Consider the following 25,994-nt stretch of genomic DNA (forward strand, 5'->3'; position numbering starts at 1 on the left):
GAATAGATAGATGTAGTATAGAAGCTATGATCAGAATTGCCAGAGCAATCTATCAGCAATTTATATACTAATAACTATAAATTATTTGGAGGTTTTATTGTGTTAAATACCGTTTTAAATTATGTGAAATTTAAAAAAAATGAGGAGGGTTATTTAGCAAAAAAAAGGCTCACATTGCCCTTGTGTGCCGCAGAAAATAGGATGTCAACTTTTGCTAAAGTACCTTTACAACAAGATTATCAGGAAAGATACATTATGAACGGGGTTAACTCATTTTCCTCTGAGGATAATTTTATTGGAAGTGAACATTTATATGAAATTTATCAGCTAATAAGTAAACAATGTTCTAAATTATTTTCATCTAAATATGCTGATGCTAGAACTTTATCAGGTATGAATTGTGTTACTTCAATTTTGATGTCTCTTACTAATATTGGAGATAAAATCATGCTTTCCACTAGTTCGTCAGGTGGGCATCCTTCGATGGAGCATGTATGTAAAAGATTAGGTTTAGAAATCATTGATATGCCCTATAACTATGAAGAATTAGATTTAGATTATGAAAAAATATACAACACTTTAATTGAGGAAGATATAAAATACTTGTTATATGCGCCATCGGATATTATAAAGGTTCCAGATTACGATAAATTAAAGCTTCCTTCTAATACTTTATTTTTATATGATGCTAGTCAAACCCTGGGTTTAATTGCGGGGAAACAAGTAGCCAATCCACTTGAAAATCCAATAAATTGTGTGCTGTTTGGTGGAACACACAAAACACTTCCTGGTCCGGCCAATGGTCTGATAATGACTAATAATGAAGAAATAGCAAAAGAACTAGACGAAAATATAAGTCCTAAATATCTTAGGAATACTCAAATGCACCAAGTAGTAAGTTTACTTTATACTTTATTTGAGATGGAAATATTCGGAGAGGAATATGCTAAAAAAACTATAGAATACTCAAAAGGATTAGGTATAGCACTTGCAGAGTACGGTCTTGATATTCCTCTTCTTAACAAAATTCCAACTAATACTCATCAAGTATTTATAAGAACAAGTAAAGATGCTATGAATACTATTTTCAGTAATGCTTTTAAAAATAATGTTACTCTTAATAAGAAAAATAAAAAGCTATTTAATGAGTACGGTATAAGGCTAGGTACTCAAGAAATAGCAAGACTTGCATGGCAAGAAGATCCTATAGATCAGATAGCAAAAATAGTACATAGTTTACAATTCACCAATCTAAATACTCAAAAATTAATTGCAGATTTGAGAATACCAGAGTCCTTAAATTATACTTTTAGTACCCCTTCCACGAGCTTATAAAAAAGTTTAACTGAAATCCCTATAAAGAAAGGCTTCCCTCTCCCAATGTTCCCCGTATCACTTTAAAAATATAACGTGGTATGGGGGGCACTATGAAACTCGTTTATATGCAGGAGCTACAAAGTGACTTGGATGTAGACAAATACCATCGTCCCGAATACGACTCCTCTAGTTTGGCGAAATTACGAAACAAGAGTATAGCTGACGCGTCCTTGACCCATGCCTGCTTCCAAGAATATATAATTGATCGGGAACTTAGTTATTAAAATAATGGAAGAATTCTGCTGTAAAAGCTAGGTCCGTTTGCATTTAAAATATCGAGCATCTCTACTACATGTTGTTTTCCAAGTTCAAAACAAACATCTTCATCCTCATTTTCACAAAGTTCAAAGCAGTGTTCCAGTAATTTAAATTGTTCCTCTTGGGACTTTGTAAAATAATGTGTGTTAGATTCAAATTCAACCGAGAGTATACCTAAATTGCTATATAGCTCAATGTTTTTATCTCCATTTATAAGGGAGGCATCTAAGCTCTTTTTGAAGTATTCAATTGATTGTTTGAAATCTTGCTTACGTCTTAGCAATTCTCCTTTTTCAAATAATAAATTAAATTGTAGACGTTCACTTTTCTTTTCATATATTTTTATCGTTTCATCTATTAAATTTATAGCATTATCAAAGTTTCCTTTCATTCCCTGTTCTATAGCTTTGTATTTATTGGTTGATAAATCAGCTACAGAGTTTTCCTCCTCAATTAAGGCAGTAATATGATCGAAACTAAATGGTTGTTTTTCGTTTCTATAAAAGAAAATGTTATTGAGTTCGTTCATACATTTAATATATATTGCTTTTGTTTGTACAGTGTCGAGTTCACAAATGGTTATAGAATTATAATAGTAATCTTTTGCTTGATCTAAATTACCGATATGACGATAACAATGTGCTATACCCCAATAACATTTTGATTTGTAATACAATGATTCTTTTACATTTTCTGATTCACTCATGATTTTGAAATGTTCTATAGCCTTTTTGTATTGATTTTGTAAATGAAATAAATTACCCAACAAAAAAATTACATCGAAGTTTTCTGATGTTACGGTTGCAGGCCTCAATACATAATAGTTTGTATTAGTTTTAATTTCTTCTGTAGCTTCCTTATATGCGCCATAACCAATTAATGCATCTGCAACAAAGTAAATGAGTTTTTCATAAAAGGAACCTCCATCAATTTCTTCAATCTGTTCTTTCAGCATAGGTACATTCTTCAAAAGGTAACTGATTCTTAGTGTAGCTGTATAATTTTTAGAATCACTATTCTTTTTTAGAGTATCTAATATTTGAATCAGTTTAGCATCTGTTTTCATAGGTTGAATGAATTCATGGACAATTTCATTTTCAACCATAAGTTGCATCTGTTGTACTAAATCCAGTACTCTGGTTTGATTTAATTGAACAGCCTGAAACTCCTTATTAATCGCTGGTAGTAGTAAAGATTCAGTAACCGAGTATGACGAGTTTCTATTTTTCCTAATTAATCCTACTGTTTCTAATTTATCGAATTGATCTATTATCACTGGGTTATGGGGATGATTAAGTAATCCCAACATACTAATGAAAACCTCATTTTTTGATACGCATAAAGATAATATTTGTTTGAACGTTGTTTTCTCATCCTCAGTTATGTAATTGTAAAATAACTCAGTGATATCATTCAAATTTTTATAATTGATCTCGAAACATTCTTCTTTGTCATATTTATCTGCAATCAAACTAAGCATTTGAATATTTCCCGCTGTTAAAGCAAACAATTTATCATACTCGTTTTCATCTAGCGAAATGTTTCTCTTATTTAAGTATTCAACCATATATTTTTCTTCCAAATTTTGTATACTGGAGATTTTAAATATATTGTTGTTAGCCTCTTTTTTTTCCAATAAACCAGAATAAAATAGAATAAAAGTACATTCACTATTTGAGTTTAGTTTTTTTAGTCCATTAGTTATTTCGTTCCACAGTTCGCAAAATTTATCGTGTTCATCATAACTTTTTATATCATCAAAAATAAAAAGAGTTTTTTTCTTCTTTCGTATTTTTTCAATGATAAAATGGGCAGCGCTAGCACGATTGATGTCTGAATTTTCATTAATTAATAGTAGTTCGAAAATATTTTTAATAGCCACATGATATGTGTCCTTATTTTCACATTTTATGAAAAATGCTTGTACATTTTTTTCTTTTTTATATCCAATTGAATCAATAAAATCTTCCTCATCTTTAGACTGGCAATTATAATTAACAGCCATATTAATTAATTTAGCAAACTCAGTTTTTCCCACTCCCGGTGAGCCAAATATTTGAAACATTCGCCCTTCCTTAGAACGTTGTAATTCTTTAAAAATTTCTTCTGAAATTGCTATCCTGTCCGTAAAATAAGCAATATTGGGTTTTGCATTAGAAACTATGATTTTCTTTTTTTTCCTTTTTATATAATTATATATTGCTAATAAGGCTGGGATTAAAACAGCAATTATACTGAATATTTTGTCCCAAGAATCTAAATCCCAAAAATTGTTTGCTAACATAACAACCTCCAAATAATTTATAGTTATTTGGAGGTTTTACTCTACACTTTTAAGTTATNATACTACATCTATCTATTCGACACATTTCTATATATTCCTCTAAAAATTTACAAATTGATTGCCGTTTTATGATTCGTAAGACCTGTATTTTTGATTTTATAGGTGTATGGGTCTAGTAGTGTCACACTTTTACCATGAATTTTCCAAAAGGAGTTTCATTAACTATTATCGAATACAATATGAATAACAGCGGCACGAGAAAGGGTAATTTCACCCGCAACTTGATGTCGATGTTTTCCAGCAAGATTCCCCAGTCCGTTTCGTGTTTAATGTTAAATAGGAGTAGTCTATTACATTGTTCACGAGCTACACCTTAAGTTCTGCATCTAACATTCACCTCTGTAAGACAGTCAAGCAATTCTACACCAGCATCATCTCTATTTCAGGCTTTACAATCCAAAAAGTTTAACTGCAACAAGATTCACCGGTTACACATCTGTACAGCATGCTCCTAATCAAGACAACAGTGTCCACACAACAGAATATCGATTATGGGCTCTGAAATGAATCAGAACGAATGCACGTGGAGGAGGCTGTAATGATGGCGAAAAAAGAAGTTGTAGCGATGCTACTTGCCGGAGGGCAAGGTAAGAGGTTAAAAGGATTAACGAAATCACTGGCTAAGCCAGCAGTATATTTTGGCGGTACGTACCGAATTATTGATTTTCCGCTAAGTAACTGCTCTAACTCGGGTATTGATACAGTGGGCGTATTAACTCAATATGAACCACTTGTCCTGCACTCCTATATTGGTATCGGCAGTGACTGGGATCTGGACCGTAAAAATGGCGGAGTATACGTACTTCCTCCCCATGAACGTGAAGACGGAAGCAGTTGGTACCGTGGAACAGCAGATGCCATCTTCCGTAACCTGAACTTTATTGAACAATTCGATCCTGAGCATGTGCTCATTCTGTCAGGAGATCATATCTATAAGATGGACTACGAAAAAATGCTCCAGTATCACAAAGATAAAGATGCGGATTGCACCATATCGGTCATTGATGTCTCATTGGAAGAAGCCAGCCGATTCGGGGTGCTGAACACCAACGATGACTATAGCATCTATGAATTTGAAGAAAAACCTCCTGAGCCCAAGAGCACACTGGCTTCCATGGGTATCTATCTCTTCAAGTGGGATGTACTGAAACGTTTCCTGATCCAGGATGAACAACAGGCATCCACCTCCTATGATTTTGGTAAAGATATTATTCCTTTGTTGCTTGAAAACGAAAAATCCTTATATGCATATCCATTCGAAGGTTATTGGAAAGACGTAGGTACCATTCGCAGTCTGTGGGAATCCAATATGGACCTGTTAGACGAAGACACACCATTTAATCTGAATGATCCGGACTGGCGTATTTTCACACGTAATCCGAACCAACCTGCACAATATATCTCACCTTCGGGCAAGGTACGGAATTGTATTATTAGTGAAGGCACAGTAGTGCATGGTGAGGTCAACCATTCTGTTCTGTTCTACGGAATTGAAGTTGGTGAGAACAGTGCTGTCATCGATTCGGTGATCATGCCAAGAGTGAAAATCGGGCAAAATGTACGCATTTATCGAGCTATTATCGCAGAAGGATTGGTTATTCCCGATGGAACACAGATTTCGCCTGCACCGGAAGATGAGAGTGATATATTGCTCGTGGATCAGGAAGAACTGGAACGTCAGCTTCGCCAAGGAATAACCAGCAAGGCCTAATTGAAGTCAAAAGGACGGTGCATGCGATGAAACAATTGATTGGAGTTATTAACCTTGACCATGAACTTGAGGAATTGAAGGAATTGACGTACTTTCGCTGCGGAGCCGCGGTGCCTTATGCCGGGCGTTACCGTCTGATCGATTTTGTACTATCCAATATGATGAATGCAGGAATCGAGAGTATTGGTGTGTTTGTCCGTCGCAAGTATCGCTCTCTGATGGACCATCTTGGTGACGGTAAGCCTTGGGATTTGGATCGCAAGCATGGGGGCATGTTTATTTTGCCACCAGACTGGAACGATCCAACAGATACATCACAAGGGGATTTGCAGCATTTCCATAACAATTTGGACTTTTTCCACAGAGGGGCAGGGCAATATGTTGTGCATGCGGGCAGTCGCCATGTAACCAAAGCAGACCTCCAGGATGTCTACAGGTATCACATCAGTAAAGGAGCTGACGTTACACTGGTCTGCAAAAAGGTAGATCAGCTGCTTCCTGAGCATGACGCCTGTGTCAAAGTTGATCATGACGGTGACGGTAACGTGGTGGACATTCACCAAAGCGCTAATCACCCGAATATATATACAGAAATTTTCATCATGGAAAAAGAATTGTTCTTGCGCCAGGTGCAGCGTTGTATTGATCATGGCGAGAGCCATTTCTTCCGGGATGTGATTCAAAAAAATCCGGATGGATTGAATATCGCTGCCTATGCATATGATGGCTATCACGCAGTCATCAATTCCATTGACAGTTATTATCGTAACAGTATGGATCTGCTGAACACAGGGCAATATGAACAACTGTTCAAGGAAGATCCGATCCAGACCAAAATTAAATACGAAGCGCCTGCCAAATACCTGGATACCGCCGATGTTAAACATTCACTTCTCGCGAATGGCTGCATTGTGGGTGGAGAGGTGGAGGACAGCATTCTGTTCCGTGGTGTACAGGTGGCCAAGGGTGCCAAAATAAAAGGTTCCATCATCATGCAGAAATGTTACATTGGTGAGGGGACGGTCCTTGAGAATGTCATTCTCGATAAAGACGTGAAGCTGACCGGAGGACAGACGCTGATCGGTGACCCGTCGAATCCATACATTTTAGCGAAAAGTACTATTATCTAATGCCCACACGTAACCGATATCTTCTATAAATATATATAAAATAAAAATCCTGTAGGATGGATTTAAGGTTCATACACTTTCTAAGCATCGGGCCACTGCTAGAGCTCCCTCATACGTGCAAACGTAGTGGAGGAGACGAAATCGATTCTGAAGAAGCGAAGCGTTCGCCTTTATCCCCGGATTTCCCCTTTTAAAAAAGGAATCAAAAAAATCTGGTGATAACAGCGATCATAAGAACGATTCGTCACCGGAACGGGCTTTTAGCCGAAAGTGTAGCACTTAAAGGTTTGGCACTCATGTGCAACTGAGTGTATGAACCGCCACCATCCTGCAGGATTTCCCCGGGAGGAACCTACTTTTGTTTGACAACAAAGAAACGTTCAAGAGTATATTTACACGGAATCTGGTCAGCAAATTGGGCAAACCGATTGAAGAAGCAACACAGGAAGACGTGTACCACGTACTGGGAAGCATGATTCGTGAATATGCAGGCCAGGATTGGGCAGCGTCGAATCAGGGGTTCAAGCAGCGCCAGGATAAACAGGTCTATTACTTCTCGCTGGAATTCCTGATTGGACGTCTGCTCGGGAACAATCTGTTGAATGTGAATGAATTGGAATTGGTGCGTGACAGTTTAGCTGAGCTGGGCTTCTCCTTGGAAGAGATAGAAGAACAGGAGGCGGATGCAGGACTCGGTAACGGAGGTCTGGGACGACTTGCTGCCTGTTTCCTGGATTCACTTGCATCACTCCGATATGCAGGACATGGTTGCGGGATTCGTTATAAATACGGTTTGTTTGAGCAAAAAATCATCAATGGTAATCAGGTAGAGTTACCCGACAATTGGCTGGATAAGGGCAATGAATGGGAAGTCCGCCGTCCAGACAAAAAGGTGGAAGTACAGTTCTGGGGCCGGGTAGAAGCTCATGAGCAGGATGGAGAATATCAGTTTGTTACAAAAGATGCCGAATCGGTTGTCGCCATTCCCTATGACGTGCCTGTCATCGGTTATGGTGAAACCCATGTGAACACATTGCGTCTATGGAGTGCCGAGCCAAAGCGCGAGACTTCACTCGACACCCCTTCGAACTATTACGGCTATCTGGATTATAGCCGTTCGGTTGAATCGATCTCGGAGTTTTTATATCCAGATGATTCCCAGTACGAAGGAAAGTTGCTGCGCTTGAAGCAGCAATACTTCATGTGCTCAGCAGGTGTACAGAGCGCCTTGCGTACGTTCAACAAGCTGGAGCTACCATATGATCGTTTGCCAGATAAAGTAGCCTTCCACATTAATGACACGCATCCAACCTTGGTTATACCAGAACTGATGCGCATCCTGATTGATGTGAAGGGGTATGGCTGGGATGAAGCATGGGATATTACAACCCGTACTGTATCGTATACCAATCATACAACGCTTAGTGAGGCGCTTGAGAAGTGGCCTGTATCCATGATCAGCAGGCTGCTGCCTCGAATCTACATGATCATTGAAGAGATCAACAAACGCTTCTGTGGCATGCTGTTGGAGCGGTATCCGGGAGATCCGGATCGCATAGGGCATCTGGCGATTGTTGCAGACGACCAGGTACGGATGGCGCATTTGGCGATTGTAGGCAGTCATAGCGTGAATGGTGTTGCTGCTTTGCATACCGAGATTTTGAAAGAGCGCGAGATGGCTCCGTTCTATGCACTGTATCCAGAGCGTTTCAATAATAAAACCAATGGTATCACCCATCGCCGCTGGTTGATGCATGCCAATCCAAAATTGTCGGATCTGATTACGGATACAATCGGTAACGATTGGATAACAGAGCCGGGCAAGCTGGACCTGTTGGCTGGCTTTGCGGATAATACATCATTCCAGGAGCAGTTCCGTTTGATTAAGCGGGATAACAAGGAGCGGCTTGCTGCGTATATTCTGGATCATACCGGGACAGCAGTGAATCCGGATTCCATCTTTGATGTACAGGTGAAGAGGCTGCACGGGTACAAACGTCAACTGTTGAACATTCTGCATGTTATGCATCTGTATAACCGGCTTAAGAATGATGCTTCGTTTGATATGGTGCCACGTACGTTCATCTTTGGTGCCAAGGCAGCGCCGAGTTATTATTTTGCCAAGAAAATTATTAAGCTGATCAACACCGTGGCTGAAACAGTGAATCGGGATGCGGCCGTAAATGACCGCTTGAAGGTATTTTTCCTCGAAAATTATTCCGTCTCTCTCGCAGAGAAGATCATTCCCGCTGCGGATGTTAGTGAACAGATCTCAACCGCAGGCAAGGAAGCTTCCGGTACGGGCAACATGAAGTTTATGATGAACGGTGCTTTAACGATTGGCACGATGGATGGAGCCAACGTGGAGATGGCGGAGCAGGTTGGGGAAGAAAATATGTTCATCTACGGTCTGCGTGCAGACGAAGTGCTTGAGTATTATCGTTCGGGCAGCTATCGTCCGAATGAGATTGTGCAGCACGATGAACGCATTCGCGAGGTTGTGGAGCAATTAGTGCATCCAGGTGCATTCTGTTATCGTGATGGGGAGTTCTGGGATATTTATGACTCCTTGCTGGCCCATGGTGACGAATACTTTGTATTGCGTGATTTTGCTGCTTATGCTGACGCGCACGCTGCGATTGACCAGGCGTATCGGGATATTCCGGGCTGGACCCGGAAAGCGATATTAAACACGGCTCATTCCGGCATATTCTCAAGTGATCGTACCATTAGTGAGTATGCGACAGATATCTGGGGTATTCACCCCGTGTCCGGGAACTGGAAAGGGTAAGAATAGATTGTTAAACAAACAAGTCCCCTTGTTCACAAGAGCCATCTCTGCTGGTAAATCAACCAGCGTAGAGAGCATCTCCTTGTAGAACAAGGGGATTCTGGCATACAGTGTTTCATAGTATCATTCAACTTGAAGAGAACCGCAACTCGCGTATCTTTCATCATACAAGTTCGCACACAAAATCAAAAAAAAGATCTGGATCTCAGTCATACTACATAAGAAGTCGTTTGATATTTTGAATTAGATAGGGGAGCCGTCACTATGGATCATTACACACAAATTCAGCTTGCTATTGAGTATTTGGAGCAGCATTTGCAAGATGATTTTAATATCAGAGGGACGTCCGCTGCTGCGAACTTTTCGGCGTTTCATTTTCAGCGTTTATTCCAGGCGATCACCGGATTTACGGTACTTGAATATGTGCGCAGACGAAGATTAACGGAAGCTGCAGGGATGCTGCGGGGCACATCGGAAGGCATATTGGACATTGCGATGAGCTTTGGCTATCAATCCCAGGAGGCCTTCACCCGTGCATTTTCAACCTACTTTGGAATGACACCCGCGAAGCTGCGTAAGCTGGAAGCGGAGCAGTTGTCTCTTTTGAAGATGCAACAGAGCATTGATTTTAATGATTATCGAACTTCACTTGGTGGAACATTCCACATGAACACACCCCGTCTGGTCACATTGGCACCGAACTGGATCATCGGCTATGAATATAAGACCAACCTGAATGACAATCAGCATTATGCTGAAATACCTGGATTTTATCACGATTTTGGTGTGGAACAGAGATTCATGGCGATCCCGGAGAGGACACGCCCTGATATGGCTTATGGTGTGGCCTGTCATTTCGAAGAGGATGGAGCATTTTCTTTTATTGTGGGTGAAGAGAGCAGTGGAGCATCTCAGGTGCTTGAACCCGGTTTTACCTCGATTGAAATTCCGGGAGGCTTGTATGCAGAGTTCACCGTGGAAGGCTCCGGGCAGGATATTCGTAAAATGATCTATGGCAGCTGGCTGCCGCAGTCCAACTATGAACGGAGGGAAGGACCAGACTTTGAAGTGACGGATGTCTGGAAATCGACCCCTGAACAACTGGACATGAAGATCTATATCCCGTTAAAATAGACCTTACCGCTTCGCGGAATTCAAGGTCGGAGGACGGGATGAATGAGCGAAAAGTCGTGGCTTCACTCCAAGTGGATGCTGACCATTGTTGCTTGTATGGCAGTGCTCTATATACTGATTATGGGCATTTTACTGTTTGTCAGTGGACGAACACCTAGCATGAATTATCAATATAATCTCGTACCCTTCGAGACGATTCGTCCACTTCTTATGGAGAGGGAGAGGTACAATACAGATACCTGGGTCAAAAATTTGTTTGGAAATATCGTATTGTTCATTCCGCTGGGCATCTGGATCCCATGGTTGTTTCGGAGGTGCCGCACATTCCTGACATTTACATCTACAGTTGTTTTGCTTCTGCTGGGTGTCGAGGTCACACAATTGATTACACGTGTAGGTTCGTTTGATGTGGATGACATTATTCTGAATAATATCGGTGCCTGGATAGGTTACGCCGGATATAAGTTAGTCTTATGTTCACAAAAAAGGACTCGGAATTGAACCGCAGATCGCGGTCCATGACCGGGTCTTTTTGCATAAGAACCCTTTCAAATGTTTACAAGGGAATCATTTCGGATAAAACATATTAACGGCTTAATATAGTGAACAGAGATTATATATAAATTGAACTAAACATTTACACGAAACGGAGAGGACAGAAATAACCTGAAGAAGCAATCAGCGTTCGCCTTTATACCCGGATTTCCCCCTTATAAGGGGAATTCATAAAATCTGGTGATAACAGCGGTCGGAAGGTCATTCTGTCATCGGAGTATCCAGTGTAAATATGCTTTAGTTCAATTTATATATTGGATAAAGATGAGAGCGAGGTGGGCGATATCGTTTGGTGGAAAGAGAGTGTGGTATACCAGATTTACCCGAGCAGCTTTAAAGATTCGGACGGGGATGGATATGGCGACTTGCAGGGAATCTATGAGAAGCTTGATTATTTGGAGAATTTGGGCGTAGATGTGATCTGGCTCTGTCCCATTTATGATTCACCAGGACATGATAACGGATATGATATCCGGGATTACTACGGCATTTTACGCAAGTATGGCACGATGGAGGATTTTGATCGATTATTGGCAGAGGCCCACAAGCGTGGTCTCAAGATCATGATGGACCTGGTGCTGAATCATACGTCGGATGAACATGCTTGGTTTGCTGAATCACGTTCATCAAAGATGAATCCGAAACGGGATTATTATATTTGGCGTTCAGGCAAAAATGGGCAGGTGCCGAATAATTGGGAGTCCTATTTTGGGGGTTCGGTGTGGAAGCATGATCCCGAGACAAATGAATATTATCTGCATCTGTATTCGGAACAGCAACCCGATCTCAACTGGAACAATGCACAGATGGCAGAAGAGATGTATGAGATGGTGCATTGGTGGCTGGAAAAAGGGGTAGACGGATTCCGTTTCGATGCAGTAGCGCATATCGCCAAGGCAGAGGGTCTGCCAAGTGCACACAATCCGGATAATCTGCCGGTGGTTCCAGCGTATCAGCTCTTTTCCAATCTGGAACAGGTACACTCCATCCTGAAGAAACTGAATAACATGATCCTGAAACCCTACGGACCCATGACGGTTGGCGAGACTTCAGGACTTGGGCCTGAACAGGCCTTGGCTTATGTCGGGACGGATCGTGACGAACTTAATATGGTATTCCAGTTTGAGCATATGTTTATCGATGCTAAATCCTCCGGAATTGGTAAATGGAACTATAAGGAATGGAAATTGACAGATCTCAAAGAAATCATGAGCCGGTGGCAAACGGTTTTGCATGGTAGAGGCTGGAACGCCAATTATATGGGGAACCATGATCAGCCACGTCCAGTTTCCCGTTTTGGCGATGATGGTAAATATCGGGTGCGTTCTGCTCAGATGCTGGCGACATGGATGCTTACACTCGAAGGGACCCCCTACATCTATCAAGGAGAAGAGATCGGCATGACCAATGTCGCTTTCCCGAATATCGAACAATACCGGGACATCGAGACCAAAAATTATTTCAATCATTACATTGGTCAAGGTAAGTCGAAGCATGAAGTCATGCAGGCGATCTGGCTGAAGAGTCGCGATAATGCTCGCACGCCGATGCAATGGGATGAGACGGAACACGCAGGGTTTACCCAGGGTCAGCCGTGGATTCAGGTGAATGATAATTATCCTGAGATTAATGTGGCTGATGCCGAAAGTGATCCGCAATCCATTTTGCATTATTACCGTAAGTTAATTGCGCTTCGCAAACAACATAAAGTGCTTATCTATGGCGCGTATGAATTGCTATTGCCGGATGATCCGGATATCTATGCCTATACCCGAACGCTGGAAGATGAGCAGATGCTGGTCATTCTGAATTTCCGTGAGCATGAGCCTGAGATGCACTGGCCTGAAGGGTGGAATGCCGAGCATGTCAAGCTGATCATCAGCAATGTAAGCAGACGTTATTCTACCGATGAAGGTGCCATTCAGCTTCAGCCGTATGAAGCAAGAGTATATCGTAAGCAGCGGTGAGACGGAGGCTAGCATGATTTTGCGTTGGTGATGAGGTATGATTTATAATAAATAGTGGTTTTCAAAATAATCAAAACATATGTCGGGAGGAATCCAAGTTGTTGAATATTACGTTCCACGGTCACTCCAGTGTACAGCTGAGCACAGAAGAAAAGTCTCTGATCATTGATCCCTTCCTGCGTGGCAACGAGCTTGCCGTCACGAAGCCTGAAGATATTAAGACCGATGTTGTGTTGCTGACACATGCACATATGGATCACATCCTCGATGCTGAGCCTATTGCCAAAGCGAATAACGCCAAAGTTGTCGCTATTGTGGAATTGGCTACATATATGTCTTGGAAGGGTCTGGATACACTTGGCATGAACATGGGCGGAACGGTAGATCTTGATTTCGCTCAAGCCAAAATGATTCAGGCATTCCACACTTCCGGGATTGTGCTCGAAGAAGAACAACGGATCATGTATGCAGGTTTGCCTGCTGGATATATCATTAATATTGGTGGTAAAACGATTTTGCATGCCGGAGACACAAGTCTCTTCGGGGATATGAAAATGATCGGTGATCGTCATGATATCGATGTTGCCTTCTTGCCGATTGGTGGACATTTCACCATGGGACCTGAGGATGCACTGCAAGCGGCCGAATGGTTTAATGCCAAACTGACCATTCCGGTTCATTATGATACATTCCCGGTGATTCGTCAGGATGCGGAACACTTCGTGCAACAACTGGCTGCAAAAGGGTTGGAAGGACGTGTGCTGGCCCCGGGAGAATCTATTACCCTGTGATGCACATTTAACCCCTGTTCAATAAAAAATGGATTTATGGATAAAGACGAATATCACGTCAAGATAACTGACGTGGTATTCGTCTTTTTTCGGTTCCAGGTTCAATTTTCACCGATAGAGTTGGTACAAATGACAAAAAAATTGAAATTCCATTGTTGAACTCTCGTTTAGAATGATATAAAAAGTTACACGGAAACCAAACGGAAATCCGAATTGACCGCAAATAGGGGGAGTGTTCATGTCATTTATGAAATCATTATTTTTTCAAATTATTGTAGCGGTAATCATCGGAATTGGCGTAGGCATTCTGTGGCCGGATCTGGGTAGCCTGCTGCAACCGCTCGGAACAGGTTTCATCAAATTGATCAAGATGATCATCGCACCACTGATTTTCATGGTGATTGTGACAGGCATTGCCAAGATCGGTGATCTGAAGTCGGTAGGTCGCATCGGACTGAAAGCCATCGTGTGGTTCGAAATTGCAACTACCGTTGCGCTGGTACTTGGATTGGGAACAGCCAATCTGCTTCGCCCCGGTGCCGGAATGAACGTGGACCCTTCAACCATAGATGCAAGCGGCATTGAAGCAAAAACCAATGGTTCCGAGTTACCGCATACGGTAGACTTTATCATGAATATTATTCCGACAAGTGTTGTAGATGCCTTTGCACAAAATGCACTTCTGCAAGTACTGCTCGTGGCATGCCTGTTCGGGGTTGCACTGGCAGCAACCGAGAGTAAGGCAAAAGAGAATGTACTGACGCTGATTGAGAACCTGCTCGGAATTGTGTTCCGCATCATTGGTTATATCATGAACCTAGCACCGATTGGTGCATTTGGAGCCATGGCCTATACGGTTGGTGCCTATGGGGCTTCCACATTATCATCCTTTGGTCTGCTAATTCTGGCATGTTACGGCGCAGCACTGCTGTTTCTGGTCATGCTGGCATTGGCTGCCTGGTGGATTACCGGGCTAAATTTCCTGCAATTTGTGAAATATACCCGTTCTGAAGTGATGCTGGCGATTGGAACCGGATCATCGGAAGTGGTGATGCCACGCATGATGGACAAACTAACCAAGGCGGGTTGTGATCGTGCGGTTGTGGGGCTTGTGGTACCGACGGGGTACTCGTTTAATCTGGATGGCGCTTCAATCTATTTATCGTTGGCAACGGTTTTTGTTGCTCAGGCCGTAGGGATTGAACTGACATTGATGCAGCAAATTACGATTTTACTGGTGTTGATGTTAAGTTCCAAAGGCATGGCAGGAGTGCCTGGCTCCGCATTCTTGGCCCTGTCTGCAACGGCAGTGGCTGTCAATGCTTTTCCGGTAGCAGCGGTTGCTCTACTGCTTGGTGCAGATCGATTCATGGATACAATGCGTGTATTCACCAACCTGATGGGCAACTGTGTCGCAGCATTTGTGGTGGCAAAATGGGAAGGTCTGCTGGATCAGAAGCGAATGCGTGCCGTACTCTCTGGTGAGATCAGTGTTGCTGAACTGGAAAGGGAAGAGCAAGCTGCACTATCTTTATTGAAGTTGAATATGCAGGAAAAACAAGGGAAAGCCTTAGTTTCACCGGAGATGTCGTAAGAAGCGTGGCTCCGCTGTGGTGATTAAGTCAAGACAACAACTTTATAATAACAATCCATTACAACAGTAAAAAAACAGTAGAATACATTTAAAAAGTTCAACCAAGTTAGACCGTCTGTTGCCCGCACCAATGGTGGGAAGAACAGACGGTTTCTTGTTGTCTCAATACAGATATCATTGGGTTCACGAACGCAGGTTCCAAAATAAATGTTACAGAGGAAAGATTTATGGGGAATGTGTAGAAGAGGCGAAGAATATACATATTATAGTTTCAACTTGTATATACATGTTTACTTATGTAATATAGATATGAAGTTAGCCGAGAACATCACATAAGAGCATTACAATTTATTGGAGGCGTTAACATGAGTTCTAATAACACAACTCCGTCATCTTGGTGGAAGACATCAACGGTGTATCAGGTATATCCGAAGAGTTTTAATGATACAACTGGATCGGGTACTGGAGATATTCGTGGATTAACCGAGAAGCTTGATTATTTGCAGCATCTGGGTATCGATATTGTGTGGTTGCAGCCGGTATATGTATCCCCGCAGCATGATAATGGATATGACGTAGCGGACTATTACCGGATTAATCCGGATTATGGGACGATGGAGGATTTTGACGAACTGTTGAAAGGTCTGAAGGCTCGTGATATGAAACTCATGATTGATATCGTGGTGAATCACTCCTCAACCGATCATGAGTGGTTCCAACAATCCCGTTCTTCCAAGGATAATCCGTATCGGGATTATTATATTTGGAAAGATCCTGCCCCGGATGGTGGTGTGCCGAACAACTGGCAATCCAAGTTCGGTGGACCTGCTTGGCAGTTCGATGAACAGACGGGACAATATTTCCTGACTTTATTTGATAAAACGCAGGCAGATCTGAATTGGGAGAATGAAGAAGTACGCAAAGCTGTACGGGATATGATCAAGTTCTGGGCCGAAAAAGGTGTGGATGGTTTCCGTATGGACGTGATTAACCTGATCTCCAAAGATCAGCGTTTCCCTGATGATGATGGCAGCGTGTCACCGGGTGATGGACGCAAATACTACACGGATGGACCGCGTGTGCATGAGTACATCACCGAGATGTACGATGAAGTATTCGGGCCTTACAACATGGTGACGGTAGGGGAAATGTCTTCCACAACACTGGAACATTGTATCCAATATTCGAACCCGGCTTCCCGGGAGTTTTCAATGACGTTTAACTTCCATCACCTGAAAGTGGATTATCCGAATGGTCAGAAGTGGGAACTGATGCCGTATGATTTTGAAGCGATGAAACAGCTCTTCAGTGAGTGGCAGACAGGCATGCAGGCCGGTGGAGGCTGGAACGCGCTGTTCCTGAATAACCATGATCAGCCACGAGCACTGTCCCGATTTGCTGATGATGGTGACTATCGTGCCGAGAGTGCCAAGATGCTTGCAACAACGATACACGGAATGCAAGGTACACCTTATGTCTACCAGGGAGAGGAGATCGGCATGCCGAATCCGGTCTGGAATGACGTTAGCGAGTTCCGTGATATCGAATCGACGAACATGTACCGCCTGCTTCAGGAAGAACGAGGCAAATCCGCTGAAGAAGCATTCCAAATCGTGAAGGAGCGTTCCCGGGACAACTCCCGCACACCGATGCAGTGGAATGGAAGTAAGAACGCCGGATTTACTACCGGAACACCTTGGCTGAAGGTGGATGAGCGGTATCCTTCGATTCACGTGGAACAGCAGCTGGCTGATCCAGATTCGATCTACTACCACTACCGCAAATTGATTGCCCTGCGTAAACAGTTTAACGTGCTGATCGACGGTCTGTATGAACGATTGGACGATGCACACCCGGATGTATTCGCGTACGCACGGACCAATGGAAGTGAAACCCTGATTGTTGTATCCAACTTCAGTAAACGAGACGTTACGTTCTCGCTGCCGGAAGCGGTCTGGAATGATCACATTGCAGGCAAATCAGCAGAGTTACTCATAGGAAATACGGAGGCAACCCCTGCGCTGACGCAGGAAATCTCTCTCAGTCCGTATGCATCCTATATGTGGCTTGTGCCACAACAGGACTAATCACATTTTATAAATAGGAAGTGACACTATGGCAATTGATAAAAAACAGGTTGAGGAGATCGTCCGGGCAGTCGGTGGCAAAGAGAATATTGAAGCTGCTACACACTGTGTTACACGACTCCGGTTTGCCCTGTATGATGAGAGTAAAGTGGATACTGAAAGTCTGGATCAGAATGATCTGGTTAAAGGACAGTTCTCTTCCCAAGGACAATTCCAGGTCGTTATTGGGCCTGGTCTGGTGGATAAGGTCTATGATGAGATGATTCAGATTACCGGGGGAGATCGTTCTTCCAAGGATGATGTGAAGGCGGTTGCTGGTAAAAAGCAAAATCCAATTCAGCGAGCGATTAAAACACTCTCGGATATTTTCATTCCAATCTTGCCAGCAATCATTACGGCAGGACTTTTGCTCGGGATTAACAATATTCTGACAGGTCCAGGTATTTTCTTTGATGGAAAATCGCTAGTGGATGTTTATCCAGCCTGGAAGGATCTTGCGTCCATTATTAATACGATCGCAAGTACAGCCTTCACGTTCCTGCCGGCTCTAATCGGTTGGGCAGCTGTAAAAAGGTTCGGCGGCAGTCCGCTGCTCGGGATTGTGCTTGGTCTCATTCTGGTACATCCCGATCTGCTGAGTGCATATGGTTATGCTGATGCCGTAAATGAAGGTACAGTGCCAACATGGAATTTGTTTGGTTGGGAGATTGAGAAGATCGGTTATCAAGGGCAGGTTCTGCCGGTACTGGTATCGGCCTATCTGCTTGCGAAGATGGAAATTTTCCTGAATAAAAGGGTACATGATTCAATTAAACTGCTGGTCGTTGCACCAGTCACGTTGCTGATTACCGGATTCCTTGCATTTACGATTATTGGACCGGTTACATTTGCTATTGCAAATGCAATCACTTCAGGCCTGATCTATGTATACGATTCCTACGCGGCGCTGGGTGGTCTGATCTACGGTGGTCTATACGCTTTGCTCGTTATCACCGGTATGCATCACACGTTCCTCGCGGTGGATGTTCAGCTCATTGGTAGTCAGGGCGGTACGTTCCTGTGGCCGATGCTGGCATTGTCCAACATCGCACAGGGTTCGGCGGCACTTGCGATGATGCTTGTCTTGCGTGAGAAGAAAATGAGAGGACTTGCAGCAACGTCCTCGGTGTCGGCCTTCCTCGGGGTAACCGAGCCGGCGATCTTTGGTGTTAACATCCGTTACCGTTATCCATTTATCTTTGGTATGATCGGTTCCGCGATTGGTGGTGTGTTGCTGACGATGAATAATGTTCAGGCAACCTCCATCGGTGTAGGTGGCGTACCGGGATTCCTGTCGATTTTCCCTAACAAATGGGGCGTCTTCTTCATCGGCATGGCGATTGTCCTGGTTGTACCATTTGTACTGACCGTCCTTTTTGGCAGAGCCAAACTGAGAAAAGAAGATCGTAATGAAAGTAATGAAACCGTTGCTGAGCCTAAAGCGGCTACATCGCAGTCCGCTTCGGGTGTTACCTCTTCAACTACAAAAACAGATCCAAACCAGCGCACACGTAGTGCAGCTCAAGTAGGGGACGAAGCAGTGAATACGCTGGAAATCATGGCGCCATTAACAGGTCAGGCCGTATCACTGGAGCAAGTACCAGATCCGGCTTTTGCCGAGAAACAGATGGGTGAAGGTGTAGCGATTGAACCTTCCGGCAACGTTGTTGTTGCCCCGTTTGATGCTCAGGTAGCTCATGTAATCAAAAGTAAACATGCGGTGATTCTTGAACACGCAAGTGGATTACAAGTTCTGATCCATGTCGGGATTAATACAGTATCCCTCAAGGGTGAAGGCTTCAACATGCATGTGGAAGCTGGCGAGCATGTAAAGGCTGGACAAAAACTGTTGGAGTTTGATCGTAAGGTAATTGAAGATGCGGGATACCCGCTGATTACACCGATTATCATTCCAGATGGTCAAGATATGGTTGAACGGGTGGAAGTCACCACAGGTGATGTTACATCTAATCAAAATGGTGTGTTGAAGGTTCATCTGAAAGGTTAATTGAATACAACAACAAGAAGGGGCTGCATGATGCGCAGCTCCTTTTTGCTGTATGATCGTTATTTTCATGGTTATCATGGTAAACTGTATATAAAATGGAAGAATCACATTTTTAAAATAATGGTGGTTGGAAAGGTTCTAACAAAGCAAGCTTCAGGCATGTTCGAGTCGTGGCGTTCATATGGTGGAGAAAGAGTTCCTAGATCGATGAGGAGGAGAGCCATGACACGTATTGCGGTGATGGTCATTCATGGGCTGGGTATGCGGAAGGATGGGTACGCGGACAAGCTGATTGCTTGTTTGCATAAGGAATTGGACAAGGTGATGGTCTTGCCTGGAGCCTCTAAACAGATGGTGGATATCGAACCTGTATATTGGGCGGATGTATTTGAGGAGCGGGAAGAGGCTCTCTTTCAACAGCTCGTCAGCTCTCCGGGATTGAACTTTCAGGCGTTGCGCCGATTTGTAATCCATTACCTGGCTGATGCGGTTGCATATCAACCTGTGGAAAATCAAGGCCATAACTATGATGCCGTACATCGAACGTTGAATCAGGCGATGCATACCCTTGCACAGCGTAACGGACCCGAAGCTCCGCTCTGTGTGGTTGCCCATAGTTTGGGTGCCGTAATCGCCAGTAACTTCTTCTACGATCTGCAATATCCGTCCAGTCGTGTTCCTGAAGTTGTGGATGTGAACTCGGCTTTGGAGCGGGGCGACACCCTGACCAATTTTTACTCGTTTGGTACAACCCTGCCCTTATGGAGTTTGCGTTACCATGACTTTAGTTGCCCAATTCAGGTGCCCTCTTCCCATGTGAATCACTATTATGCCGGGCTGGAAGGGGAATGGGTGAACTTCTACGATCGGGATGATATTCTGGGTTATCCATTACGCCCCATTGATCCCGCTTATGAGAAAGCGGTTAAAGAAGACATTGAAGTGAACTCTGGCGGCGTGGCGATGAGTTGGAATCCGCTAAGTCATGGGGGGTATTTTTCGAATCGAAGCATGAATCGGAGAATGGCTCAGGGGCTCGCTCGAACCTGGACCTGGATAAATCGCTCATAATTAAGAGGTAGTTCAAAAACTGAAAATCGGTCTTTTTGAACATGTATTGTAAGTGTATTGAAATTAGGAGGGTATATGTATGGAATGCAGGACAGGCTGTGCCGCATGTTGTATCGCGATTTCCATATCATCACCGATACCGGGCATGGCTCATGGCAAGCCGGCAGGTGTACGTTGTGTGCAGCTTACGAATGATAATCGCTGCGGAATTTTTGGCCAAAAAGATCGTCCTGCGGTATGCAGTGGATTGCAAGCTGAGGAAGAGATGTGTGGTAGCACCGATCAGGAAGCATTTGATATTCTAACCTGGTTGGAGCAAGAAACTGCACCGACCGTGATTGCGCCGAAAGTAGTTTAAGTGACTTGTTTTAATTAATTAGGATAATTATACTTAATATGGAAGATGGTCGATCTAGAGAGGAGATGCGAATATAATGGGGCTTGTTAAACGTTTTGTATTGGTTGTTGTGAATATGATCGGAGAGTTATGGATGGGCTTTTACCGACGTAACTCGGATTATTATGATCATCAGACTTCGGAGTCCAAAAGTAAGATTGGCTATTATGCATTCATTATTGGGGCAACAGTGGTTACGGTGGGCATTGTAGGCTGGATGTACAACCGAATTTATTCATAAGTAGTCATTATACTTAAAATTGAATGAGGCCAAATGCTGAAGATGAGTCTGTACAAATAAAAGAGAGTATCCGCAGGATGTGACATCAAATGGATACTCTTTTTGGCATGGAATCACGCAGGAATATGATCATACTCATCACGTTTAAGAGGGAGGCTGGCAGGCTGGGTGTGTGCATCGTTGTGCTTAATTGAACGACACATATGACAATCATGGGACCCAGCATAAAGGTCGTCGGAAATCGGAGTTTGCGTGCAACCCATGCACCCGTTTCACAGAGCGGAGCATAGAGAAGAATCTCGGGGAAAAGGGTTTCCCACGTTGCTACGTCAAGAGATTCAGGTATGCATCCAGGTTCAATGAAGGATTCATGTTCATGTGGGACCACTCCTGGTGATGAGATACGTTGCGTTATCTGTGGAACAACCAGACTGCTACTGTTCAACTCATTAAGATCCTGCGAGAGCCCTAGCGGAAGGTTTGGGTTCTCTGAACATTACAAAGTACATCAGTGATGAAATAACGTATAGACAGCCTGTGATGCTGAAAGTGATCGCGTAACCCCAGTATGTTCCATATGTGGTGACCAGATAGGATTGAACAGGTCCCATGGTCGCCCAACCAATCATAAACGAGGTCTGCATCAGTGAATTGGCAATGCCGCGGCGTTTGTCCGAGATCCGATCCACCAGTATGGCTGAATGAATGGGATTGGCTGCGTTCATCAATGCTTGTCTGAACAAGAAACTGAGCGAAGCGATGAACAACAGATTGGTGAAACCTGTTAATAGAAGGAAGGGCAGCGACATGACCTGGAAAATGACAACGGCTCTTACGCTTCCGACCTTTGCTGCCAGGGTAGGACCAATCAGCATGGATACAATCGTCATAATCTGACCAAGTGCAATCAGTAAGCTCATGCCGCTGAGAGAAACCGAGAACCGATTGGTGAAATACAGATTCAAATACGGTACAACCAGTCCGGAACCTAATCCAATTAACAACTGAGTCACTATAAACTGACCAATCAGTCGGGAATCTTTTTTCTTGGTGATCGAATCATTCGTGTTGGCGGTATTCGTCAAACTTTCTTTTAGATTTGTATTGGGTTGAAGATCTGATTGTGCCGGAATGGTTGTCTGCGGAGCAGCCTTGCCTTCGGTTACAAATAACAGTGGAATAAACGCAGCCAGTGTTGCTGCACCACCGACAAATAAAACCGTCTGCAATCCGGTCACTTTGGCGAGTCCTGCCGTATGTAACAAATCTGCAAATACGCCGCCACCCAGGCTACCAAGAACCTGGGAAGCGAGCACAAGGGATGAATAATAACTGAACATCTTCAGCCGCTGGCTTTTTTTGACGTTTTCCGCCAGATAAGGAATGGCCAATACTTGGAATACCCCAGCGAAAAGGCCAGAAAATACCGCGAACCAAATCAGTCCTGTAGCTGAATAATCGAAGGAGCGTCCGATTAGAAAGATTCCGCTGAATAATGCCCCGGTAATGAGTAATCGCTTGCGGCTGAACAGATCACCGCATAGACCGATAGGAACAAACATAATGGCTGTTGCGAGTGATTGAATACTTACAATCTGGCCGTTCATTGTATCATTATAGCCCAGACCCTGAATGTACAGATTGTACAAGACAGAGAACATGCCATTTCCGATCTGATACAGAATGCTAGCCAGGAAAAACAGTTGAATATTGCGGGACCAGCCGCGAATTTCATCATTAATATGTTGTAAAACTCTCAAGTGGTTCCCCCCAGTCTGCCTGTGCAGTGATTCCAGTTTAACAGGAAAGGGGAATTTGCGGAAGAATTGACCACTGTTTATTTTGGTTCAGGGGCATAATCACACGAGCAATGACGAATCCATCGTAACCTTTGCTACCGACGGTTTGCAGTGCTGTAGCTTCAAGCCGAGGGTGATCCGCGATCAACTGCAGGAATGATCGAACACCTTGAACTCTAGGGTCTGTGCTGTCTGTGCGGATCACTTCACCGTCCCTGACGATATTATCACCAATAATAAGACTTCCCGGCCGAGTCAGTCGCAGGGCCCATCTCAGATAATCGGGATTACTCGGTTTGTCAGCATCGATGAAGATCATATCAAACGGTTCCCTGTATTCTTCCTGAACATCGGGAAGGGTGGTTAGGGCAGGACCAACTCTCAGGTCTACCTTGTGCAACAGTCCTGCTCGTGTGAGATTGGCTCGAGCCAAGTCTGCATGGTGTGATTCCGATTCCAGGGAGACGATACGTCCGTGTTCAGGCAGCGCTCTTGCCATCCAGATGGTACTGTATCCACCTAATGTGCCGATTTCAAGTACACGGGATGCGCCTTGGATTTGCAGCAGGAGCTGAAGCAGCTTTCCTTGATTTGGTGTTACGTCATGTGCAGGGAGTCCAGCTTCGGCATTGCTTTGCAGTGTATGTTCCAGCAGGGAATCTGATGGAATCAGCAGATCATTCATGTAGTCGTCGACTTGAGTCCAGGTATGCTGTAGGTTGGTCGTATTTATATTATTCATCTTCACATGTTCCTTTCCTTGTTTCATGTATTGGATTTCATATTTCAACTATAAATGGAGTGGATATATAAATAAAATATATATTATGTATGTTAATATAACTTTAGATTATGTAATTGACGTGGAAGAGGTGTAAACATGAATCTGCATGGATTACGATTATTTCATGCCATTGTGAGATATGGCGGGGTCACTCGTGCCGCAGAGGAACTAAATATTAGTCAGCCTGCGGTATCTTCTCAGGTGAAGAAATTTGAACGTGAATTAGGAATCCAGCTTTTTGTTTCGGAGGGAAGAAGACTGGTGCTTACGGATGCGGGGATACAGTTAACAGGATATGCGGAACGTCTGTTCATGCTGGAGCAGGATGTTGAGAATTTTGTGCAGGATTTTCGGGAGGGCAAGAAAGGACTGATCCGTCTTACAGCAACCTACTTGCCTTCGAATTTTCTGTTGCCGGTCTGGATCGCGCGGTTTAAGCAAATGCACGAGGATGTGGAGATTGTTGTGAGCACAACCAACACCCGGATGGCATTTGACCAGTTGCTTCGTTATGAGGCAGAGATTGCAGTGTATGGTGGAAGTGGCATTACACATGCGGGTGTCCAATGGGATGAATTGTTTGACGATGAGATGTGGTTTGTTGTGCACCCTGACCATCCGTATGCGGGAAAAGAAATCGAGCTGCATGAGATGATGGCAGAACCGTTCATCATGCGCGAAGAAGGCAGTGCCACGCGTGAGAGACTCGTTTCCCTTTGCACTACAAATAACCTGGCCGCTCCCCGCATTGCGCTTCAGTTCAACGGGCTGAACGAAACGATTAGTGCGGTGAAGGCAGGTTATGGGGCCAACTTTATATCTTCTTTGGTTGTGAACGAAGATGTGCAGCAAGGCAGGCTGGCACGTGTGTTTGTTCGAGGTATACAGCTGAGAAATACGGTTGCTGTATGTACACGAGCCGGGGAGGTATTATCACCTGCTGCACAGCATCTTGTCAAGCTTATCCGCCAAGAGGCGTCTTTGATGAAATAAATAGCGTGATTGTACTTAAAATAACTTAAAATAACTTAAAATATGTGTTTAAAAAGACCAGTTTTCAGTACCCTAAAGCGGACTTTTGAACAGCCTTTTAAAAATGAATGGGTTGCTTCTTCAACTATTAACTTTCGCTTTGTTGTGATGTTCCCCATGCATGTAATCGGGCGTATAGGGTTACGCCGCCAATGATCAGGACAGGAATCCAGACTGCAATCATGGGCACACGGTGGAATAACAATGCGGCTGCAATGACGCCGATCAAATAGATGACAACAGCACCTGCACGAAGGTAGGAGTCTGTGGACAAGGCTTTGGCTAACGATCGGATATTGGCATGTCGCAGCTTTTTGAGGATGCTTACGGTATCCTCAACCACAGCGGCCAAATTATTGGTGAGCACAGTTGTTGAGATGCCAGCAATGCCAATGCGGCGTGCCGCAGTTGTTTGCATCCCCATTGCAACGGCTAGGATGACAATTAACAGATAAGACAGTTGTTCTGAAAATGGACTAATCATGGCGATGGCGAACAGCAGGAGCAATATGCTTTCAACAGTAAATACGGCTGTGACCTTGGAGGACCAGCCATTTTTGGTCTGCACATGTCCAACCATATGTGCTGCAATGGCATTGCCGGCAATAAAACCAATGAGAGCAAGCAATGACCGAATTACAACAAATTCCTGAGCACGGGCAATGGCAATACCCAACAAAACAATATTTCCCGTCATATTGGCTGTGAGCACATGCCCCAGTCCCAGATATCCGATCAGATCCACCATTCCGGCAGACATACAGAGAAGCAGCATGGCGTATTTTTGGAGGGTGCTTTGATTCATCCTATCCGTCCTTTCAAAAAAACGTAGCCCCTCTAGTATACAGCCATAACCCATGCTTCTTCAAAATGAATTCATAGTG

Annotated in this window: 20 protein-coding genes; 15 read left to right on the forward strand and 5 right to left on the reverse strand. The window is 43.6% G+C overall.

From position 1 onward, the window contains the following. The first annotated feature begins 99 nt into the window (after window positions 1–99). Window positions 100–1,335 (forward strand): hydoxy methyltransferase, encoded by a 1,236-nt coding sequence (locus tag IFU39_RS07500; RefSeq protein ID WP_192132007.1) that lies wholly within the window; start codon window positions 100–102, stop codon window positions 1,333–1,335. Window positions 1,336–1,597: 262 nt separating this feature from the next. Here IFU39_RS07500 and IFU39_RS07505 read toward each other — a convergent pair whose 3' ends face one another. Further along, entirely contained in the window at window positions 1,598–3,919 is a 2,322-nt protein-coding gene (locus IFU39_RS07505; protein ID WP_192132009.1) for a tetratricopeptide repeat protein, read from the reverse strand. 601 nt (window positions 3,920–4,520) lie between these two features. On the opposite strand from IFU39_RS07505, the gene IFU39_RS07510 reads away from it, so the two are divergent. The 13 genes from IFU39_RS07510 to IFU39_RS07570 all read left to right on the forward strand — a co-directional run bounded on the left by IFU39_RS07510 (window position 4,521) and on the right by IFU39_RS07570 (window position 21,495). Beyond that, entirely contained in the window at window positions 4,521–5,690 is a 1,170-nt protein-coding gene (locus IFU39_RS07510) for a glucose-1-phosphate adenylyltransferase (RefSeq protein ID WP_274599260.1), read from the forward strand. A gap of 26 nt (window positions 5,691–5,716) precedes the next feature. Beyond that, window positions 5,717–6,820, forward strand: coding sequence for a glucose-1-phosphate adenylyltransferase subunit GlgD (gene glgD, locus IFU39_RS07515; protein ID WP_192132013.1), 1,104 nt, complete (start codon window positions 5,717–5,719; stop codon window positions 6,818–6,820). Between the two features lie 358 nt (window positions 6,821–7,178). Then, window positions 7,179–9,611, forward strand: a complete 2,433-nt coding sequence (locus IFU39_RS07520) for a glycogen/starch/alpha-glucan phosphorylase (protein WP_192132014.1) — start codon at window positions 7,179–7,181, stop codon at window positions 9,609–9,611. Window positions 9,612–9,875: 264 nt separating this feature from the next. Continuing rightward, window positions 9,876–10,745, forward strand: coding sequence for an effector binding domain-containing protein (locus tag IFU39_RS07525; RefSeq protein ID WP_192132016.1), 870 nt, complete (start codon window positions 9,876–9,878; stop codon window positions 10,743–10,745). A 42-nt stretch (window positions 10,746–10,787) separates the two neighbouring features. Beyond that, entirely contained in the window at window positions 10,788–11,246 is a 459-nt protein-coding gene (locus IFU39_RS07530; RefSeq protein ID WP_192132019.1) for a VanZ family protein, read from the forward strand. 308 nt (window positions 11,247–11,554) lie between these two features. Continuing rightward, window positions 11,555–13,267, forward strand: coding sequence for a glycoside hydrolase family 13 protein (locus tag IFU39_RS07535; protein ID WP_197997726.1), 1,713 nt, complete (start codon window positions 11,555–11,557; stop codon window positions 13,265–13,267). Window positions 13,268–13,365: 98 nt separating this feature from the next. Beyond that, a complete protein-coding gene (locus IFU39_RS07540) occupies window positions 13,366–14,058 on the forward strand; it encodes a metal-dependent hydrolase (protein ID WP_091016906.1) in 693 nt (230 codons plus the stop codon). Between the two features lie 238 nt (window positions 14,059–14,296). Then, window positions 14,297–15,652 carry a C4-dicarboxylate transporter DctA gene (gene dctA / locus IFU39_RS07545; protein WP_192132021.1) on the forward strand — a complete coding sequence of 452 codons (1,356 nt, stop codon included), beginning with the start codon at window positions 14,297–14,299 and terminating at the stop codon, window positions 15,650–15,652. 365 nt (window positions 15,653–16,017) lie between these two features. Continuing rightward, window positions 16,018–17,739 (forward strand): alpha,alpha-phosphotrehalase, encoded by a 1,722-nt coding sequence (gene treC, locus IFU39_RS07550; protein WP_192132023.1) that lies wholly within the window; start codon window positions 16,018–16,020, stop codon window positions 17,737–17,739. Window positions 17,740–17,767: 28 nt separating this feature from the next. Continuing rightward, a complete protein-coding gene (treP, locus tag IFU39_RS07555; protein ID WP_192132025.1) occupies window positions 17,768–19,786 on the forward strand; it encodes a PTS system trehalose-specific EIIBC component in 2,019 nt (672 codons plus the stop codon). A 222-nt stretch (window positions 19,787–20,008) separates the two neighbouring features. Beyond that, the gene (locus IFU39_RS07560; protein WP_091016899.1) at window positions 20,009–20,857 is read left to right on the forward strand and encodes a chemotaxis protein; all 849 of its coding nucleotides are present in this window, start codon (window positions 20,009–20,011) and stop codon (window positions 20,855–20,857) included. A 79-nt stretch (window positions 20,858–20,936) separates the two neighbouring features. Further along, the gene (locus IFU39_RS07565) at window positions 20,937–21,215 is read left to right on the forward strand and encodes a YkgJ family cysteine cluster protein (protein WP_192132026.1); all 279 of its coding nucleotides are present in this window, start codon (window positions 20,937–20,939) and stop codon (window positions 21,213–21,215) included. A 76-nt stretch (window positions 21,216–21,291) separates the two neighbouring features. Further along, window positions 21,292–21,495 (forward strand): hypothetical protein, encoded by a 204-nt coding sequence (locus tag IFU39_RS07570; RefSeq protein WP_017688872.1) that lies wholly within the window; start codon window positions 21,292–21,294, stop codon window positions 21,493–21,495. Between the two features lie 85 nt (window positions 21,496–21,580). On the opposite strand, the gene IFU39_RS07575 is transcribed toward IFU39_RS07570, so the two are convergent. The 3 genes from IFU39_RS07575 to IFU39_RS07585 are packed head-to-tail and all read right to left on the reverse strand — an operon-like array spanning window position 21,581 to window position 24,036. Continuing rightward, window positions 21,581–21,940, reverse strand: a complete 360-nt coding sequence (locus tag IFU39_RS07575; protein ID WP_192132028.1) for an AbrB family transcriptional regulator — start codon at window positions 21,938–21,940, stop codon at window positions 21,581–21,583. Window positions 21,941–21,944: 4 nt separating this feature from the next. Next, the gene (locus IFU39_RS07580; protein WP_091016894.1) at window positions 21,945–23,255 is read right to left on the reverse strand and encodes an MFS transporter; all 1,311 of its coding nucleotides are present in this window, start codon (window positions 23,253–23,255) and stop codon (window positions 21,945–21,947) included. A gap of 37 nt (window positions 23,256–23,292) precedes the next feature. Continuing rightward, entirely contained in the window at window positions 23,293–24,036 is a 744-nt protein-coding gene (locus tag IFU39_RS07585; RefSeq protein ID WP_197997727.1) for an O-methyltransferase, read from the reverse strand. A 138-nt stretch (window positions 24,037–24,174) separates the two neighbouring features. Here IFU39_RS07585 and IFU39_RS07590 point away from each other — a divergent pair, with 138 nt between their 5' ends. Continuing rightward, window positions 24,175–25,071: a LysR family transcriptional regulator gene (locus IFU39_RS07590; protein ID WP_192132032.1), complete on the forward strand. Its 897-nt coding sequence runs from the start codon at window positions 24,175–24,177 to the stop codon at window positions 25,069–25,071. A 127-nt stretch (window positions 25,072–25,198) separates the two neighbouring features. On the opposite strand, the gene IFU39_RS07595 is transcribed toward IFU39_RS07590, so the two are convergent. Next, complete coding sequence (locus IFU39_RS07595) at window positions 25,199–25,915, reverse strand: YoaK family protein (RefSeq protein WP_192132035.1); 717 nt, start codon at window positions 25,913–25,915, stop codon at window positions 25,199–25,201. Between the last annotated feature and the right edge of the window lie 79 nt (window positions 25,916–25,994).

The sequence above is a fragment of the Paenibacillus sp. CFBP 13594 genome (genome assembly GCF_014842675.1).
Classification (GTDB): Bacteria; Bacillota; Bacilli; order Paenibacillales; family Paenibacillaceae; genus Paenibacillus; species Paenibacillus amylolyticus_B.

Excerpts from the sequence above, each read along its gene's own strand:
- IFU39_RS07505 (WP_192132009.1), bottom strand. The coding sequence starts at position 3,919 with ATGTTAGCAAACAATTTTTGGGATTTAGATTCTTGGGACAAAATATTC.
- IFU39_RS07510 (WP_274599260.1), top strand. The coding sequence starts at position 4,521 with ATGGCGAAAAAAGAAGTTGTAGCGATGCTACTTGCCGGAGGGCAAGGT.
- glgD (WP_192132013.1), top strand. The coding sequence starts at position 5,717 with ATGAAACAATTGATTGGAGTTATTAACCTTGACCATGAACTTGAGGAA.
- IFU39_RS07525 (WP_192132016.1), top strand. The coding sequence starts at position 9,876 with ATGGATCATTACACACAAATTCAGCTTGCTATTGAGTATTTGGAGCAG.
- IFU39_RS07530 (WP_192132019.1), top strand. The coding sequence starts at position 10,788 with ATGAGCGAAAAGTCGTGGCTTCACTCCAAGTGGATGCTGACCATTGTT.
- dctA (WP_192132021.1), top strand. The coding sequence starts at position 14,297 with ATGTCATTTATGAAATCATTATTTTTTCAAATTATTGTAGCGGTAATC.
- treC (WP_192132023.1), top strand. The coding sequence starts at position 16,018 with ATGAGTTCTAATAACACAACTCCGTCATCTTGGTGGAAGACATCAACG.
- treP (WP_192132025.1), top strand. The coding sequence starts at position 17,768 with ATGGCAATTGATAAAAAACAGGTTGAGGAGATCGTCCGGGCAGTCGGT.
- IFU39_RS07560 (WP_091016899.1), top strand. The coding sequence starts at position 20,009 with ATGACACGTATTGCGGTGATGGTCATTCATGGGCTGGGTATGCGGAAG.
- IFU39_RS07565 (WP_192132026.1), top strand. The coding sequence starts at position 20,937 with ATGGAATGCAGGACAGGCTGTGCCGCATGTTGTATCGCGATTTCCATA.
- IFU39_RS07570 (WP_017688872.1), top strand. The coding sequence starts at position 21,292 with ATGGGGCTTGTTAAACGTTTTGTATTGGTTGTTGTGAATATGATCGGA.
- IFU39_RS07585 (WP_197997727.1), bottom strand. The coding sequence starts at position 24,036 with ATGAATAATATAAATACGACCAACCTACAGCATACCTGGACTCAAGTC.
- IFU39_RS07590 (WP_192132032.1), top strand. The coding sequence starts at position 24,175 with ATGAATCTGCATGGATTACGATTATTTCATGCCATTGTGAGATATGGC.
- IFU39_RS07595 (WP_192132035.1), bottom strand. The coding sequence starts at position 25,915 with ATGAATCAAAGCACCCTCCAAAAATACGCCATGCTGCTTCTCTGTATG.